The sequence below is a fragment of the Rhodococcus sp. NPDC056960 genome (assembly GCF_042674125.1).
GTDB lineage: Bacteria > Actinomycetota > Actinomycetes > Mycobacteriales > Mycobacteriaceae > Rhodococcus_F.
The window spans coordinates 305,670-320,254 of sequence record NZ_JBHURF010000006.1 but is presented as its reverse complement, the minus strand read 5'-3'; the positions used below and the strand labels follow the sequence as shown (position 1 = coordinate 320,254).

The following is a 14,585-nucleotide window of genomic DNA, read 5'->3' as shown; positions in this document are numbered from 1 at the left end:
TGGCGTTTGTCTCGGAGCGACAGCCCGCTTTGCGCTCCGCGCCAATCTCACCGCTGACGCCTGCCGTCGTTGACAGGCATGTCGGACTGCTCATAGCGTGGTGTGCACGCGAGGGAAAGGTGCTGTTCATGCCGTTGTTTCTCGCACCGGGTGACGATCGATCGACTCCGCGCGACGGCGAGTCTCCGGCCGTGCGTAACGCTGCGGATACGCGCGAGCACCACCGCAAGGAAGTGATCCGGACAGCCGCCCTCGGCGACTGGGTGGAGGCTATCAGCGACACGTTCGTGGCGTTGAAAATCAGCCCCGCCGACTCCGATCTCTTCGCGGGAACGGTCCACACCCGGCGTTTCGCGCATCTCCTGGCCGCCGACGTCCTGGCCACACCTCAAAGCTTTCACCGGACCGCGCAGCTCACCGACCGGTACCCGCTCGATTTGATGCAGATCGGCTTGGTCGTCGCCGGCGAGGGACAACTCGTCCAAGACGGGCGAACCTGCTCTCTGAGGCCGGGAGACTTCGCCATCTACGAAACCGCCCGCCCGTTCACCTGGAATCTGCGACCGGAATGGCATCTCCGCGTTTTCACGTGGCCGCGCAGCGCTGTCTCACTGACAGAGGGTGAGTCTCGGAAACTGACGGCACGTACCGTTCGGTCGAATTCTGCAGTAGGGCAGCTGCTCTCGCCGATGCTGGCCGGACTTCTCGCCGTCGAGAAGGAACCGTCGCCGGGCGGTGCGATGCGGCTGGCGGACGGAATCGCCGACCTGGCGGTCACGGCCGCACAGGAGGAAGCTGAGCCGGACGATCCCGACGCGACCGCACGCGAGCTCTACACGAACATGCTGCGGTACATCGAGCGGAATCTCGACGACCCCGACCTCTCCCCGCAGCGCATCGCCCACGCCTTCTTCGTCTCCACGAGAACCGTTCACCGAGTGTTCGCTCGATTCGGAAACACTGTGGCCGCCACGATCCGGGCGCACCGGCTCGAGGTCTGCCGTGAGGCGATGCTGTCGCCGCGCAACGCCTCCCGTTCCCTGACCGATATCGCCGCGGAGTTCGGATTCATCGATCTGTCGGTGTTCAGCCGAGCGTTCGCGACCAGATACGGCGTCAGCCCGAGCAAGTACCGGGACCTGCGCAGGTAGCCGCCCAGTTCCCGGGGAAACGCTGAACCATCGGATCGAAGTGAGGTACCCGTGCTTGTCAGATCAGGTTTTGCGCTACCCGCACGGACGACACGGGCCTGCGATTGGGAAGACATGCTGCGCGAGCACTTCGTCGCCCTCGACGTCACGGACATCGAAGACCGCCGCCGGTTCACCGGTGCGGTGCGCTCGTCCGAACTCGCTCATCTCAAGGTCGCCACAGTCCAATCGACCGATCAACGAATTGTCCGGAGCGGCAGCCTGGCCCGAGCCGACCGCGCCGACTACCTCCAGATCGGGCGGATCCGTCGCGGGCGGGCCGTGGTCACCCAGGACGACCGAGAGTGTGTGCTCACCCACGGCGACTTCGTCCTGTACGACACCACGAGGCCGTTCGATTGGCAGATCGACGGACATCCGGACGACGGTTCCTGGGCGCTCGAGGTCTTCACATGGCCGAGAGCCTCACTTTCGTTCACCGAGGCGGAGATTCACGATCTCACCGCAATAGCGTTCGACGGGCGTGCCGGAGCCAGCGGGCTCCTGGGCCGGTTTCTTCACGACATCGTGACGAGCCGGATCGCATCCGATGCCGGAGCAGGCAACGCGATCGTGGACGAGGTCGGTGACCTGGTCGGTGCGGTCGTGCGAAGCGTTGTCCGGCCGGTCGGCACTCCACGCTCGAGCACCTACCGGACCGCGGTCACGATGATCGACGAGAATCTCGAAGATCCCTCGCTGTCACCGTCTGTCATCGCTGCAGCCCTCGGAATTTCTACCCGTCAGCTGCACCGGGTATTCGCCGAGCAGGACACGACGGTGTCGCGCGCCATCCGCGTGCGGCGCCTGGAGCAGTGCCGCCGCGAGATGTCGCAGAGCACGACTCGGGATCGCTCGGTGGGCCAGATTTCTCGCCGTTGGGGTTTCGCCGATCCCTCGTTGTTCAGCCGAACGTTCAAGAACGAGTACGGCATGAGTCCGCGCCAGTACCGGGCGTCGGCGGTACAGCCACTGACCTGACCGTCCCCTCCGGTAGACACGCCATTCGAGTTGTCACTCTCATCCACATTCCTGTCGTTCTCGGTCAGATTCGCCCCGGATCGGGGAGGTAACTTTCGTTCTTGCCGGGTCTTCCCTCTGCCGGCAAGGCAGCCCGCACGAGTTGAACCACGATCAGGAGCGCTCATGGAATCTGCAATCAGCGACCACCTCACCTGCCCCCGCACGTTGACCCGTCGCGTCCCGGACAACTACCAACCACCCTTCCCCATGTGGGTGGGACGTGCCGACGAACACGTGCAGCAGGTGGTGATGGGATATCTCGGAGTGCAGTTCCGTGGTGACGAGCAGCGCCCGGTCGCGCTGAAGGCCATGCGCGACATGGTGGCTGGTTTCGACCTGCCCGACGGCCCACTGCACTACGACGTGACCCATCACGTCGACAATCGGGATCACGAAAATCTGATGATCGTGGGGTACTGGAAAGATTCCGCTGCCCACGACCGTTGGCTCCGGCTGCCGGCGGTGGCGGACTGGTGGGCATCGGATGAACGTCTCTCGGAGGGGCTGGGATACTTCCGTGAGATCGTGGCCCCGCGGGCTGAGCAGTTCGAAACTCTGTACGCCTTCCGGGATGCCCTTCCGGGTGTCGGTGCGGTCATGGACGGTGTCAGCGGCGAGATCAACGAACACGGCTACTGGGGTTCGATGCGGGAGCGCTTTCCCGTCTCCCAGACCGACTGGATACAGCCATCGGGTGAATTGCGGGTGGTCAGCGGCGACCCCGCTGCGGGTGGCCGCGTAGTGGTACAGGGTCACGACAACATCGCGCTGATTCGCTCCGGGCAGGACTGGGCCGACACCGACATGTCCGAACGGAGCTTGTACCTCGACGAGATCCTGCCAACCCTGCAGGGCGGCATGGACTTCCTGCGGGACAACGGACAGTCCGTCGGCTGCTACAGCAACAGATTTGTCCGCAACATCGATCTGGACGGAAACTTTCTCGACCTGAGCTACAACATCGGACACTGGGGTTCGCTGGACAAGCTCGAACGCTGGGCGGAGTCTCATCCCACCCATCTGCGGATTTTCACCACGTTCTTCCGCGTCGCCGAGAGCCTGTCGAAGCTGCGGCTCTACCACGAGGTCTCGGTTTTCGACGCCCGCGATCAGCATTACGAGTACATCAATTGTCATCCGCAGACCGGCATGCTGCGTGACGCGCAGCCGCAGCAGTAGATCTATTCGCAGTTTTCAGCCCACACAGAAAAGGTGAAGATATGTCGATAGCGATCGAGCACACACCGGAGAACGCGGCGCCCGCACAGGCCCCGGCCGCCGACCGGGCCTGGGCGCTGTTCCGGGCGCTGGACGGAAAAGGACTGGTTCCCGAAGGATACGCCGAAGGCTGGAAGAAGACTTTCGAAGAGGACTTCAGCCCCCGCCGCGGCGCGGAACTGGTCGCCCGGGCCTGGACCGACGACGAGTTCCGGGAACTTCTGCTCACCGACGGTACTGCGGCCGTCGGCCGATACGGTTACCTGGGACCGCAGGGCGAGTACATCGTGGCGCTCGAGGACACCCCCACGCTCAAGAACGTGATCGTGTGCTCTCTGTGCTCGTGCACCGCCTGGCCCATCCTGGGCCTGCCGCCGACGTGGTACAAGAGCTTCGAGTACCGCGCCCGTGTCGTTCGCGAACCGAGAAAGGTGTTGTCCGAGATGGGCACCGATGTTCCCGAGGGCGTCGATATCCGCGTCTACGACACCACCGCGGAAACGCGCTACATCGTGCTTCCCCAGCGGCCGGCGGGCACCGAAGGATGGAGCCGCGAGCAGCTCCAGCAGCTCGTGACCAAAGACTGCCTGATCGGGGTTGCGATCCCGCAGGTTCCGACCGTCTGACCACCCCGAGAAAGGAATCAGATCCATGGATGGAGTACACGATCTCGCCGGCGTACAGGGGTTCGGTAAGGTCCCTCACACCGTCGACGCCGACGTCGGCGGGCCGTTCCACGCAGAGTGGGAACACCTGCCCTACAGTCTGCTGTTCCTCGGCGCCGCGGACCTGGGGGCGTTCAGCGTCGATGAAGTCCGGCACGTCGTCGAACGCATGGAACCCCGTCACTACATGATGACGCCGTACTACGAGAGATACGTGATCGGCGTCGCAACCCTCATGGTAGAGAAGGGAATTCTCACCCACGACGAACTCGAGACGCTCGCCGGAGGCCCGTTCCCGTTGTCGCTTCCTGCCGAGTCGGAAGGCCGGCCGGCGCGCAGCGATCACGTCACCTTCGAGGTCGGGCAGCGTGTCCGGGTTCGCGACGAGCGCGTGCCCGGACACATCCGCGTGCCGGCATACTGCCGCGGTCGTGTCGGAACGATCACCCATCGCACCACCGAAAAGTGGCCGTTTCCCGACGCGATAGGCCACGGGCGCAACGACGCCGGCGAGGAACCGACCTATCACGTCGAATTCGCGGCAGAGGAACTCTTCGGTGACGACACCGACGCCCGCAGCGTCGTGGTCGACCTGTTCGAGGGATACCTCGAAAAAGCAGCCGTCTGAACGATTCCGACACGATGAACACAGACCGGCGGCGGGCATCTCGCCCGGAGTTGCCGTGCGGCCGCCGCCGGTCTGCTGCCGAGTACGCACAGATTTCCTGGAAGGAATTGACCCATGAACGACATGCGCCTGCCTGTCACCGTGCTGTCGGGATTTCTCGGTGCAGGAAAGACGACACTCCTGAATCAGATCCTGCGCAACCGCGAGGGCCGGCGCGTGGCGGTGATCGTCAACGACATGAGCGAGATCAACATCGACAGTGCCGAAGTCGAACGAGAGGTCACGCTGAGCCGGTCGCAGGAAAAGCTGGTCGAGATGACCAACGGCTGCATCTGCTGCACCCTGCGGGAGGATCTTCTCGACGAGATCAGGACCCTGGCAGCGGACGGTCGATTCGACTACCTCCTGATCGAATCGTCCGGCATCTCCGAACCCCTGCCCGTCGCCGAAACGTTCACCTTCATCGACAGCGACGGACACGCGCTGTCCGACCTGGCCCGGCTGGACACCATGGTGACCGTCGTCGACGGCCACAGCTTCCTGCGCGACTATCGGTCCGGTGGCCCCGTCGAAGCCGACGCGCCCGAGGACGAACGCGACCTCTCCGATCTGCTCGTCGATCAAATCGAGTTCGCCGACGTCATCCTGATCAGCAAGGCCGACCTCGTCTCCACCGGGCAACTCACCGAACTCACCGAGCTGATTCGATCACTCAACAAGACCGCGCGCATTCTCCCGGTATCTCACGGACACGTTCCGCTCGACACCATCATGGACACCGGCCTGTTCTCCCTCGAACGGGCCGCCCAGGCACCCGGCTGGCTGCAGGAACTCCAGGGAGAGCACACCCCCGAGACCGAGGAATACGGAATCGGGTCGGTCGTCTACCGAGAACGGGCACCCTTCCATCCCCGACGGCTACATCAGTTCCTCACCAGCGAGTGGACGAACGGCCGGCTTCTCCGCGCCAAGGGCTACTTCTGGAATGCCGGCCGGTTCACCGAGATCGGCAGTATCTCGCAGGCCGGTCACGTGATCCGGCACGGGTACGTCGGTCGATGGTGGAAGTTCCTTCCCGACGGCTATTGGCCGGAGGACGATTACCGCCGTCAGGGCATTCTCGACAAATGGGAAGAACCGGTCGGTGACTGCCGGCAGGAACTCGTGTTCATCGGCCAGGGGATCGACGCCGGCACACTCCGGAACCAACTCGACGCCTGTCTACTCACCACCGAGGAAATCGAGCTCGGCTCTGACGCGTGGACGCAATGGCCCGACCCTCTCGGCGCCGGTCACTCCGAACACGTGACCGGTCACGCAGCCCAGACGAGCGCCATCTGACCCGTGCTCAGTGCGGGGTGATCAGCTCGCAGTTCGCGCGGCGACGAGCGCCGCCAGGCCGTCGAAGATCCGGGCCAGCCCGAATTCCAGTGCGTCGTCCTGCCCGGACGTGGAACTGGCCGAGGCGAAGGCGGCCGCCGCCTCGGGGTAGCGGTCGGCGTGGGCGGTGAGGATTCCGGTCATGATGTCGTTCAGGAACTTCTCGGGTGTGTCGGTGGCGGCGCCGGGTGCGGTCGTCTGCTGAGCGAGGCTGCGCACGTGGCCGGTGATCAGGACGATCGCGTCCAGACGCTCTCCACCGGTCAGTCCCGTGCCGCTCAGTGCCGCGAGGCCGGTTTCGAGCCAGCCCAATTCGTTCGGGCCCAGCACCCGCGGACCGACGGCGACATCCACGACCCACGGGTGACGTCGGAGGCCGGCCGACATGCGGAGAGCCCACTCGTGAAGTGCGGCACGCCAGTTCTCGTCGACGTCGGACAGGTCGGGCGCGGGTCCGAGCGCGGCGTCGAGCATCAGGGCGACGAGTTCGGTCTTGCCTGGGGTGTAGCGGTACAGCGACATCTTGGTGAACCCGAGATCTTCCGCGAGGCGCTGCATCGACAACGTGGCGAGGCCGTCGGCATCCGCCATCGCGATCGCGGTCGCGACGATCTGCTCGAGACTCAGGGCCGGTTTCGGCCCCCGCTTCGGTCTCGCCGACGACCCCCACAACAGTTCGGCGGTACGGGGCTGGGTGACCATCTGCGCTCCTCCGGACGACTCTTGCTCCGGAACAGTGTCTACCATACACTGAACTGTGTCCGGCGGATACAATTCGAATCGCGGAGGTCATCGTGCCGAACAGAACCGTCCTGATCTCGGGTGCAAGCATCGCCGGGCCCGCCCTGGCGTACTGGCTCGATCGCTGCGGCTACGCCGTCACCGTCGTCGAGCGCGCACCGGACCTCCGGCTCGGCGGCCAGGCCGTCGACTTCAAGGGGCAGGTGCACCGAAAAGTACTGGAGCGGATGGGAATCCTCGACGAGGTGTACCGCAGGCAGACGGGGAAGACCGACCTCCTGATCGTCGACGAACGCGACAGGCACCTGGCGACGATCCCCGGCGAATTCATCGGCGGCGACGTCGAGATCCTGCGCGGCGACCTCACCGAGATCCTGTACGAGCGGACCGCGGAGTCGTGCGAGTACCTCTTCGGGGATTCCGTCGCCGCGCTGGTCGACACGGAGTCGGGTGTCGACGTCACGTTCGAGAAATCGGACGCACGCCGCTTCGACCTGGTGTTCGGCGCCGACGGCATCCACTCGGCCGTGCGCCGCCACCGGTTCGGGCCGGAGGAGGAGTTCGTCCGCTTCCTCGGGTATTACTACGCCGTCGTCGGGACCACCGACTCGGCGACCGACGCCTCGACGGACAGGGCACGCGCGACGGGGCTGATGTACAACGAACCTGGGCGGATGGCCGTGGTCGGGGGACCGAAGGCGCCGGAGTTGTTCGTCTTCGCCTCCGGCAAGATCGAGTACGACCGCGCCGACACCACCCGGCAGAAACGAATCCTGACCGCCGCGTACGCCGATGCGGGGTGGCGTGTGCCCGGGTTGCTCGCAGGCCTGGACCACGCGGCCGACTTCTACCTCGACTCGATCGCGAGGGTCGAGACCGGCACCTACACCGCCGGCCGCGTGGCCCTACTCGGCGATGCCGCGTACGGAAACACGCTGGGCGGCTTCGGGACTGGACTCGCCCTCGTCGGTGCGTACGTGCTGGCGGGCGAACTCGCCGCCGCCGACGGCGACCACCGGGTGGCGTTCGGACGCTACAACGAGCAGATGCACCGGTACGCGAAGATCGCGCGCAAGGGCAACGCCGGACCTTTTCTCGCGCCGAAGTCGCGTGCTCGAATCAGGTTGCGCAACGCGACGTTCAAGAAAAGGATCCTGTTCGGTCTGATGATGAAGCTGACCGACTCCTTCGCCACCGACATCGACCTGCAGGACTACCCGGCGCTGTTGTCAGCTCGGCGTCCCGGCAATGTTGACCATCCATGAAATGCCGAACCGGTCTGTACAGGCACCGAATTCGTCTCCCCACATCTGCTTCTCCAGGGGCACCGACACGGTGCCGCCGTCCGACAGTTTGGCCCAGTAGCCGCGGAGGTCGTCGCCGTCGTCCCCGCTCAGGCTCACGGCGATATTGGTTCCCGGGTTGTGTTCCATCCCGGGCGGTGTGTCGGCGGCCATGAGGGTGAATCCGTTGTCGGATTCGAGCATGGCATGCATGATCTTGTCGGAACCCTCGGCATCCGGGGCGCCGAATTCGCCGAACGTGCTCACCGCCAGGGTGCCACCGAAGACGTCCTTGTAGAACTCCATTGCCTGCCGCGCGTTGCCGTCGAAGCTGATGTAAGGGTTGAGACGAGAGGTCATGAGACATGCTCCTTCTTCGTGCCGGAACCGACAGGAACGACGGTACAACGACCGACCGACACGATGGGGGGAACGTCGAACGCGAGGCGGATCAGTGGGCCGCGACGGTCGCGAACGCCGCCCACAGCACCGGTGACTGCTCGATGGTCCGCTCGTCCCGCCACGCGGCCACCCGTTGTCGCTGCCAGTCGCACAGCGCACCGACCGCGTCGGGCTGTTCGTGTGCCGCGTCGATCGAGCAGATCGCATCCTGCAGCGGACGCGCGTCCGCTGCGGCGCCGGCGAATCGCTGGAACGCGAGATCGGTGGGCAGCGCCCACCGGCCGGCCGTGACGAGTTCTGCGCCGCCCGCGATCATCGCGGAGACCAGCCCGAGTGCCTCGCTGAACCGCAGGTCACCGCCGCTCTCGCAGGCGATCAGCGCCACCCTGCTCGGGATCGGCCACAGCTGCGACCCGCGGACCGGTTCGGCGGTCAGCGTGTGCGTTCCGAGCAGCAGGTCCTTCGCGGACAACGGCCGGTGCGCACGCGTGGGCTCCGCGAACCCGATGGACTCCGCGGTGCAGGCGAGGTGCAGTTCGGCATGCTCGCTCTCACCGGATTCGGGTGCGGCCGCGGTGACGTGCCCGACGTACACCAGCCGGCCGGCTCCCGCCCGCAGCGCGGTGCCGAGCCACTCCCGGTCGAGGTCGTCGCGGCGGAAACAGTCCGTCGGTCCGCCCACTGCCGGAAGCAACCTGCCCTCGTCGGCGTACGCGGCGACCCGCTGCGACAGCGGACTGTCCGCGCTCATCCGCCCCAGGACGGAACCGAGTGCCGAGTCCGCCCGGAACCCCGGCACCCGGGGGTCGAGCACCGCGACGACGGGCAGGTGCCGGGATTGAGCCCAGGTCCGGGCCTCGCGGTCGGGCGCATGGACGATGCCGAGGGGCGCGAGCAGGCTGACGTCCGCGATGTCGACGAGCCGCAGTCCCGGGTCGGGTGCGATCAACTCCCACGGCACCTGCGCAACCCGGGGCGACGGCTGTATCCGCAGATGCGGGCGCACACCGCGGGTGAACAGGCCGTGTAATTGCCGCGCCAGGCCGAACGGCAGAAGCGTGCGCGACAGATGCTGCGCCAGTTCGTGTTCGGACTCGTAGGAGGAGAATCCGCCCGTCGTCAGTGCGCGGGGCAGACCCTGCGGATCCGTGAGGTCGGGCAGGGACCGCCCCAACGCGGCCACGGCCTCGTCGACCTGCGCCGCGGGTGCCGTGCCCACTCCGCCGGGCAGGACGTCGTGGGTCCACCGCCACGACGTGTACAGGTCGCCGGCGTCGGCCATCCGCACGATCGCGGTCGGCTGCTCGGGTGCGCTCACCATGCCGGCACCGTGCGGGTGTCGCGGACCTCGCGCCCATAGCGTTGCTCGGCGGCCGTGATCGACGCGCCCAGGACGATCCGGCCGTCCGTCGTCACGGCGAGCCGCGGCGGCAGGGGTACCGGCAGACCGGCGCCGGCCGCGATTCCGGCCAGTGCGGCGCCGAGGTGGAACGAGCCCGGAGTGTCGGACGCGCCCGCCGGGGGAGGGTCGGGCAACTGCAGGGGCAGGCGCGCCGGGGTGCCGTGTCCGGCGCGGCCGACGTCCACCGCGGTTCCCGCACACCGCGTCTCGACGAGATCGGCCACCAGCCGCGCGTCGCCGGTCGAGTAGGCGAGACGGAACGCCAAGTGCATGGCCGGGTCGGCAATTTCGCGATTCCACTGCTCGCGTTGCCGCCCGTTCGGGAGCGTGTAGCGGACGGCGTCGATGGCGACGGCCGCGGGCACCGCGAGCGTGGTGGCGCGTACCCGCACCGCGCTGTCGGGTGGGTCGGCGGAGGTGAGCGTGGAGTCGAGGAGTGTCGCGTGCCAGAAGTCGACCTGCGCGCACTGCAGGCCGAGCCCCAGGTCGCGGTACGTGGCGAAAGCGGCGCCGAGGAGGCTTTCGCCCTCGTCGGACCGCCCGTCGGCGAAGGCGACGGTGGCGAGACGGGTCTCGACATCCGCGACGTCGAGCACCGCGCCGGACTGCCGGAAGTAGTCGAGGCTGCGGCGGTAGAGGACTCCCGCGCGCTCGGTGTCGCCCCGGCCCTCGGCGAGGAACGCGAGCACCTTCGATCCGATGCCCGCCCGGTGGCCGATGCCTGCGCGCTCGAAATACGCCTGACTGGACAGCAGCAGCGGTTCGGCCGCGTCGAGCCGGTTCGAGCGGACGTGCATGATCCCCAGGTTCTGCTGCGTTTCGGCGACCGCGTTGATGTCGCCTGCACTCTCGAACGCGGCGAGCGCCTGCCCGGCGAAATCGTCCGAGAGATCGAATCTCCCGGTCTCGAAATGGATGGCAGCGAGATTCATCAACGGGTGACCGGCCAGCGACGGCGCGAAACGCACCGCCGCGTCGAGCGACTCGGTGGCGACGACGGCCGCGTGCGCCCACTGCTGCCGGTGCATCGCGACCGCCGTCAGCGACGCCAGGCACGCCACCGCCACGTCGCCGTGCTCGTCGCGGCCCGCGAGCAGTTCCCGGGCCTGCTCGAGCGCGTCCTGGGCGCCGTCGAGGTCGCCGAGATGTTGCAACGCCTGCGACAGATTGACCAGGGCGGCGGGACGCATCCGCACCGCGTCGGCGGGTAGCAGCGCGAGAGCGTCGCGGTAGAGGCCGATGGCCCGCGTGTGATCGCCCAGTTCGTCGGACATGCTCGCCGCGTTGATGATCGCGCTCGTCCGGACGTCACCGGTGGCCTCCCGGGCGGCCTGTTCGAACACGCCGAGCGCCCCGGCGACGTCTCCGCGGGCATAGGCCGCCGCGCCGGCCGCGAGGAGGTCACGCGCCTTCTGATCGTCCACCTCAGAAATCCGAATCCGAGGCAGCGGCGTCGATCTCCGCGAGCAGCGGCGCATCGGGCCCGTCCGGCGTCGGCTCCGCGGCCCGGCGGAGCCGCTGCCGGACCAGGTTCCGAACCCGCTCGCGGGCCTCCGGGTCGCCGCCGTCCGGGGAACCGTTCACGCCGAACCCGGGCACATACACGCGCACGGACACCCCCGCTTCCGAGCCCTGCGGCGCGGCCGCCTCGCCGGACCACACGTCGCCCGACAATTCCAGCGCGACGTCGACGGTCCCGGTCGCGGCGCCGATCGTCGCCCGTGGTTGCAGATGGTCCGGAACGGGCGCGGAGAGACCGGGTGCCGCAACGACACTCACCCGCACGGTGGTGATCCCGGCAGCGCGCACCACCTCCCAGAACACCGCACGCTCGGACGCGTCGACGAGCCCGGGAGGGTACCGGCGCCAGTCGGTTCCGCCGGTACCGCGCGCCAGCACGAGCCTGCTCGGCACGGCCGCGGTCGCGGCGCCGGCCGCGAGGGCGTAGTCGTCCGCCCGTGCGGGCAGGCCGGAGACCGGGAGGCCGGCCGGGACGAGTGCGTCGTCGCCGTCGACGAGGAGGTCGCAGTCCTCGGCGAGCGTACCGATCTCGCGGTTCAGCAATCCGGCGTCGAGTGCCGGGATGGCATCGACCGCGGAGGCCGGCCACCACCGCGTCGCCCACTGCGCGAACGCAAGCCGACGAGCAGCGGCGGCGATCCGCGGCCGCGCCGGTGCCGGCGTGACGTCGCGCCCGGAACCGGAGGCCAGGGCGAGGGCCACCTCCTCGCCGAACACCGCCCACACCCAGTTCTGCGCGGAGTCGACGTCGTCGATCACGGCCGCCGGAACCGCCGAGTCCGCGAGCACACTCCACGACAGATGCCCACCGACGACCTCGAGCACCGCGACGTCGATCCCCGCCGCGGCGTCGAGAACGCTCGGTGCGCTGTCGGGGGCGATGATCCACACCCCGTCGGGCGCGCGCTGAATCCGCACCGTGCCGGTCGTCAACTTGCCCTCGATTCGGGAGCATCCGACGCGTCCACGAGCGGAATCGTGCTGAGCGCCTGCTTGACCCGCATCCGGTGGTCGAGGATGACCGACCGTGCCACTCCGTCGAGAAGGTCCCAGAGTTCGTCCGGTTCGTGCACGGAGAACTCGCGCACGTCCCGGCCGTGCAGGCGGACCCACAGGCGGCGGAGATACGGCCGCCACGGCTCGACGAGTTCGGCGGCGAGGACCGCCAGCGGATTCGTTCCGGGCAGGGACGCCGCGTCGGGGCTCACCGTGAGGCGGCGTGCCTGCAGGACGTACGCCTCACGTTGCCAGCGGCCGTTGATCACCCGGGCGGCGGCCGTGTCCGTGTCCGCGGGCGCGGCAGCCACCCCGATCGGACGGAGACCGGTCGCGAGCGCGGCACCCGTCGTCGCCGCGACCCGGAGCGATTCGTCGAGAAGGGCCCAGGGCGAGCAACTTCGGGCTATCTCCGTGGTGACCAGTTCGTGAATCGGCGACAGTTCCGCACGGTCGGTGGACGCGCGGAGCACCGTGAAGACGCGTTCGTGGACGGACCGGTCGAACGGCAGCCCGAGGGCCGTGGTGGATGCCGACGCCCCCAGAGGCGGCGGTCCGGGCACCGGATGCGCCGTCAGGCCGAGGCTGCGGGCCGACACCTCGGTGGTCCAGAGCGCGATTCCGTGGTGCGTTCCCGCGTGCCCGGCGATCAGACTGCCGAGCGCCGACTGTCCGCCGTCGCCGTCCTGCGCGAGGCGTGCGCCGGGGCAGGCGTCGAGGACTTCGCCGATCGCACCGGCGTGGGTGCCCGCGGACCCGGCCGACAACGGTCGCCGTCCCCACGCGACGGCGATCAGGGCGGTCAGTTCCCGTGCCCGCGCCGGGTCGGTGACGTGGGCCTTCAGTGCCTGCGTGGTGCGACCGGCCGCGAATTCGTGCACGTCGCGCAGGGTGTCCTCGGCGACGGACTCGTCGCGGAGTGGATCGGGCAGGCCGGACCCGGTCGCGAGTTCGTAGCATCGCTGGAAGTAGAGATCCTGCGGGTTGCCGTCGGTGATGCGCAGCGTCCGGCGAACCCGCTTGAGCAGAGTGAACCAGGCCGCGGTGGCCCGGAGCACGTCGGCGCAGGCGTACACGCGGGCGGCGAGCAGCTGCGCGCCGTCGGCCGTGACGAGCGGTCCGGCGCACAGTGGGTTCTGCACCGGACGGATGACCAGCGGATCGAGGATCAGTTTCACGGTGCGGCTCAGTGGACCGCCGTCGCGCCCGCTGAGCGGTTCCACGCCGTCGAGCTGTCGCCAGACCTCGTCGAGAACCATGGCGCGGGGTCGCCGAGCAGCCTCCGCCCCCGCCGCTCCCGTCTGCATTCGAGCAGGCTACCGCAGTGACGCCGCGTCGACGCGACGAGAAGTCTGGGATCGGTAGGGCGCGAGGAGTTCCTACCTTTCTCACATCGGCTCCGGAACGCGAGCCGAAGGAATCGACGACGGGCGCCGAGCGCCCCTCACGAAACGTGAAGGACGGATCATGAACAAGGTCATTCGGACTCGCAAGCGCATCTACACCGGCGGCATCGTCGCGGCCGCCGCGGTCGCCCTGCTCGTCTCGGGCTGCAGCGACAACGGTTCCGGCGGGGGAGGCTCCGAGCAGTCGCCGGCCTCCGCGGCTCCGGCGGGCGCGTCCTCGGCGTCGGTCGACGGCACGCCCCTGGACGCCGACTTCGACGCAACCTGCGCCAAGCAGGGCGACACCCTGGCGTTGGCGCTGGCCGACACCGGCAACGTGACGTACGGCGACCTGGCCGTCTCCGCCACCATCACCGGTACCGACACCGTGCAGGCGGTCGAGATCGCGGGCAGCAAGGGCGGGTCGAACGGCCTGCCGTACGCGCTGGGCTTCGGGCAGGGGATGCCGGGCGGTTCCGCAAAGGTCGTGAAGGACGGCGACACGTACACGGTCACCGGTGAAGGGGTGGGCGCCCCCGACATGAGCAACCCGACCGCGCCGAATGCGTCGAAGTTCGACATCACGTTCGCCTGCTCGACCGTCGTGGGCGGCTGAGCCCACCCAACGGGACGCGCGCGGACTCGTGGAGTCCGCGCGCGGCCCCCCCGAGCAACCACGGCAGGGCCCCGCGGGTGGCAGGTCGGGAGGGGCGCCGCCGGCGGGGTTGTCGTCGGGGCGGGGGGGGGCGGC

General features: G+C 68.1%; 14 protein-coding genes. 8 read left to right on the top strand and 6 right to left on the bottom strand.

Going from position 1 to position 14,585, the window contains the following annotated elements; translation table 11 throughout:
• Positions 1 to 128 precede the first annotated feature (128 nt).
• The 6 genes from ACFTWF_RS12130 to ACFTWF_RS12105 all read left to right on the top strand — a co-directional run bounded on the left by ACFTWF_RS12130 (position 129) and on the right by ACFTWF_RS12105 (position 6,065).
• On the top strand, positions 129 to 1,151 hold the full coding sequence (locus ACFTWF_RS12130) for a helix-turn-helix domain-containing protein (RefSeq protein WP_378461445.1): 1,023 nt from the start codon (positions 129 to 131) through the stop codon (positions 1,149 to 1,151).
• A gap of 114 nt (positions 1,152 to 1,265) precedes the next feature.
• Positions 1,266 to 2,171, top strand: a complete 906-nt coding sequence (locus tag ACFTWF_RS12125; protein ID WP_378461444.1) for a helix-turn-helix domain-containing protein — start codon at positions 1,266 to 1,268, stop codon at positions 2,169 to 2,171.
• Between the two features lie 165 nt (positions 2,172 to 2,336).
• Positions 2,337 to 3,392, top strand: coding sequence for a phenylacetaldoxime dehydratase family protein (locus tag ACFTWF_RS12120; protein WP_378461443.1), 1,056 nt, complete (start codon positions 2,337 to 2,339; stop codon positions 3,390 to 3,392).
• 41 nt (positions 3,393 to 3,433) lie between these two features.
• Complete coding sequence (gene nthA, locus ACFTWF_RS12115; RefSeq protein ID WP_378461442.1) at positions 3,434 to 4,057, top strand: nitrile hydratase subunit alpha; 624 nt, start codon at positions 3,434 to 3,436, stop codon at positions 4,055 to 4,057.
• A gap of 25 nt (positions 4,058 to 4,082) precedes the next feature.
• Entirely contained in the window at positions 4,083 to 4,724 is a 642-nt protein-coding gene (gene nthB, locus ACFTWF_RS12110) for a nitrile hydratase subunit beta (RefSeq protein ID WP_378461441.1), read from the top strand.
• 114 nt (positions 4,725 to 4,838) lie between these two features.
• Positions 4,839 to 6,065, top strand: coding sequence for a GTP-binding protein (locus tag ACFTWF_RS12105; RefSeq protein ID WP_378461440.1), 1,227 nt, complete (start codon positions 4,839 to 4,841; stop codon positions 6,063 to 6,065).
• A gap of 21 nt (positions 6,066 to 6,086) precedes the next feature.
• Here ACFTWF_RS12105 and ACFTWF_RS12100 read toward each other — a convergent pair whose 3' ends face one another.
• Positions 6,087 to 6,806, bottom strand: a complete 720-nt coding sequence (locus ACFTWF_RS12100) for a TetR/AcrR family transcriptional regulator (RefSeq protein ID WP_378461439.1) — start codon at positions 6,804 to 6,806, stop codon at positions 6,087 to 6,089.
• 92 nt (positions 6,807 to 6,898) lie between these two features.
• Between ACFTWF_RS12100 and ACFTWF_RS12095 the strand changes: the two genes are divergently transcribed.
• Complete coding sequence (locus tag ACFTWF_RS12095; protein ID WP_378461438.1) at positions 6,899 to 8,110, top strand: FAD-dependent monooxygenase; 1,212 nt, start codon at positions 6,899 to 6,901, stop codon at positions 8,108 to 8,110.
• Here the strand turns inward: ACFTWF_RS12095 and ACFTWF_RS12090 are convergent.
• From ACFTWF_RS12090 to ACFTWF_RS12070, 5 genes are all read right to left on the bottom strand, one after another.
• Positions 8,075 to 8,488 carry a VOC family protein gene (locus ACFTWF_RS12090; RefSeq protein WP_378461437.1) on the bottom strand — a complete coding sequence of 138 codons (414 nt, stop codon included), beginning with the start codon at positions 8,486 to 8,488 and terminating at the stop codon, positions 8,075 to 8,077. The genes ACFTWF_RS12095 and ACFTWF_RS12090 overlap by 36 nt on opposite strands.
• Before the next feature lie 91 nt (positions 8,489 to 8,579).
• The gene (locus tag ACFTWF_RS12085; protein ID WP_378461436.1) at positions 8,580 to 9,851 is read right to left on the bottom strand and encodes a CHAT domain-containing protein; all 1,272 of its coding nucleotides are present in this window, start codon (positions 9,849 to 9,851) and stop codon (positions 8,580 to 8,582) included.
• Positions 9,845 to 11,356 carry a tetratricopeptide repeat protein gene (locus tag ACFTWF_RS12080; RefSeq protein ID WP_378461435.1) on the bottom strand — a complete coding sequence of 504 codons (1,512 nt, stop codon included), beginning with the start codon at positions 11,354 to 11,356 and terminating at the stop codon, positions 9,845 to 9,847. The genes ACFTWF_RS12085 and ACFTWF_RS12080 overlap by 7 nt, the downstream gene beginning before the upstream one ends.
• 1 nt (position 11,357) lies before the next feature.
• Positions 11,358 to 12,386, bottom strand: a complete 1,029-nt coding sequence (locus ACFTWF_RS12075; RefSeq protein ID WP_378461434.1) for a hypothetical protein — start codon at positions 12,384 to 12,386, stop codon at positions 11,358 to 11,360.
• Positions 12,383 to 13,708, bottom strand: coding sequence for a hypothetical protein (locus tag ACFTWF_RS12070; protein WP_378461494.1), 1,326 nt, complete (start codon positions 13,706 to 13,708; stop codon positions 12,383 to 12,385). The genes ACFTWF_RS12075 and ACFTWF_RS12070 overlap by 4 nt, the downstream gene beginning before the upstream one ends.
• Positions 13,709 to 13,916: 208 nt before the next feature.
• Between ACFTWF_RS12070 and ACFTWF_RS12065 the strand changes: the two genes are divergently transcribed.
• Complete coding sequence (locus ACFTWF_RS12065; RefSeq protein ID WP_378461433.1) at positions 13,917 to 14,450, top strand: lipoprotein LpqH; 534 nt, start codon at positions 13,917 to 13,919, stop codon at positions 14,448 to 14,450.
• Positions 14,451 to 14,585 lie beyond the last annotated feature (135 nt).

Coding starts and splice junctions, on each gene's coding strand:
- ACFTWF_RS12105 (WP_378461440.1), top strand. CDS start 4,839: ATGAACGACATGCGCCTGCCTGTCACCGTGCTGTCGGGATTTCTCGGT.
- nthB (WP_378461441.1), top strand. CDS start 4,083: ATGGATGGAGTACACGATCTCGCCGGCGTACAGGGGTTCGGTAAGGTC.
- ACFTWF_RS12125 (WP_378461444.1), top strand. CDS start 1,266: ATGCTGCGCGAGCACTTCGTCGCCCTCGACGTCACGGACATCGAAGAC.
- ACFTWF_RS12100 (WP_378461439.1), bottom strand. CDS start 6,806: ATGGTCACCCAGCCCCGTACCGCCGAACTGTTGTGGGGGTCGTCGGCG.
- ACFTWF_RS12130 (WP_378461445.1), top strand. CDS start 129: ATGCCGTTGTTTCTCGCACCGGGTGACGATCGATCGACTCCGCGCGAC.
- ACFTWF_RS12070 (WP_378461494.1), bottom strand. CDS start 13,708: ATGGTTCTCGACGAGGTCTGGCGACAGCTCGACGGCGTGGAACCGCTC.
- nthA (WP_378461442.1), top strand. CDS start 3,434: ATGTCGATAGCGATCGAGCACACACCGGAGAACGCGGCGCCCGCACAG.
- ACFTWF_RS12090 (WP_378461437.1), bottom strand. CDS start 8,488: ATGACCTCTCGTCTCAACCCTTACATCAGCTTCGACGGCAACGCGCGG.
- ACFTWF_RS12120 (WP_378461443.1), top strand. CDS start 2,337: ATGGAATCTGCAATCAGCGACCACCTCACCTGCCCCCGCACGTTGACC.
- ACFTWF_RS12065 (WP_378461433.1), top strand. CDS start 13,917: ATGAACAAGGTCATTCGGACTCGCAAGCGCATCTACACCGGCGGCATC.
- ACFTWF_RS12085 (WP_378461436.1), bottom strand. CDS start 9,851: ATGGTGAGCGCACCCGAGCAGCCGACCGCGATCGTGCGGATGGCCGAC.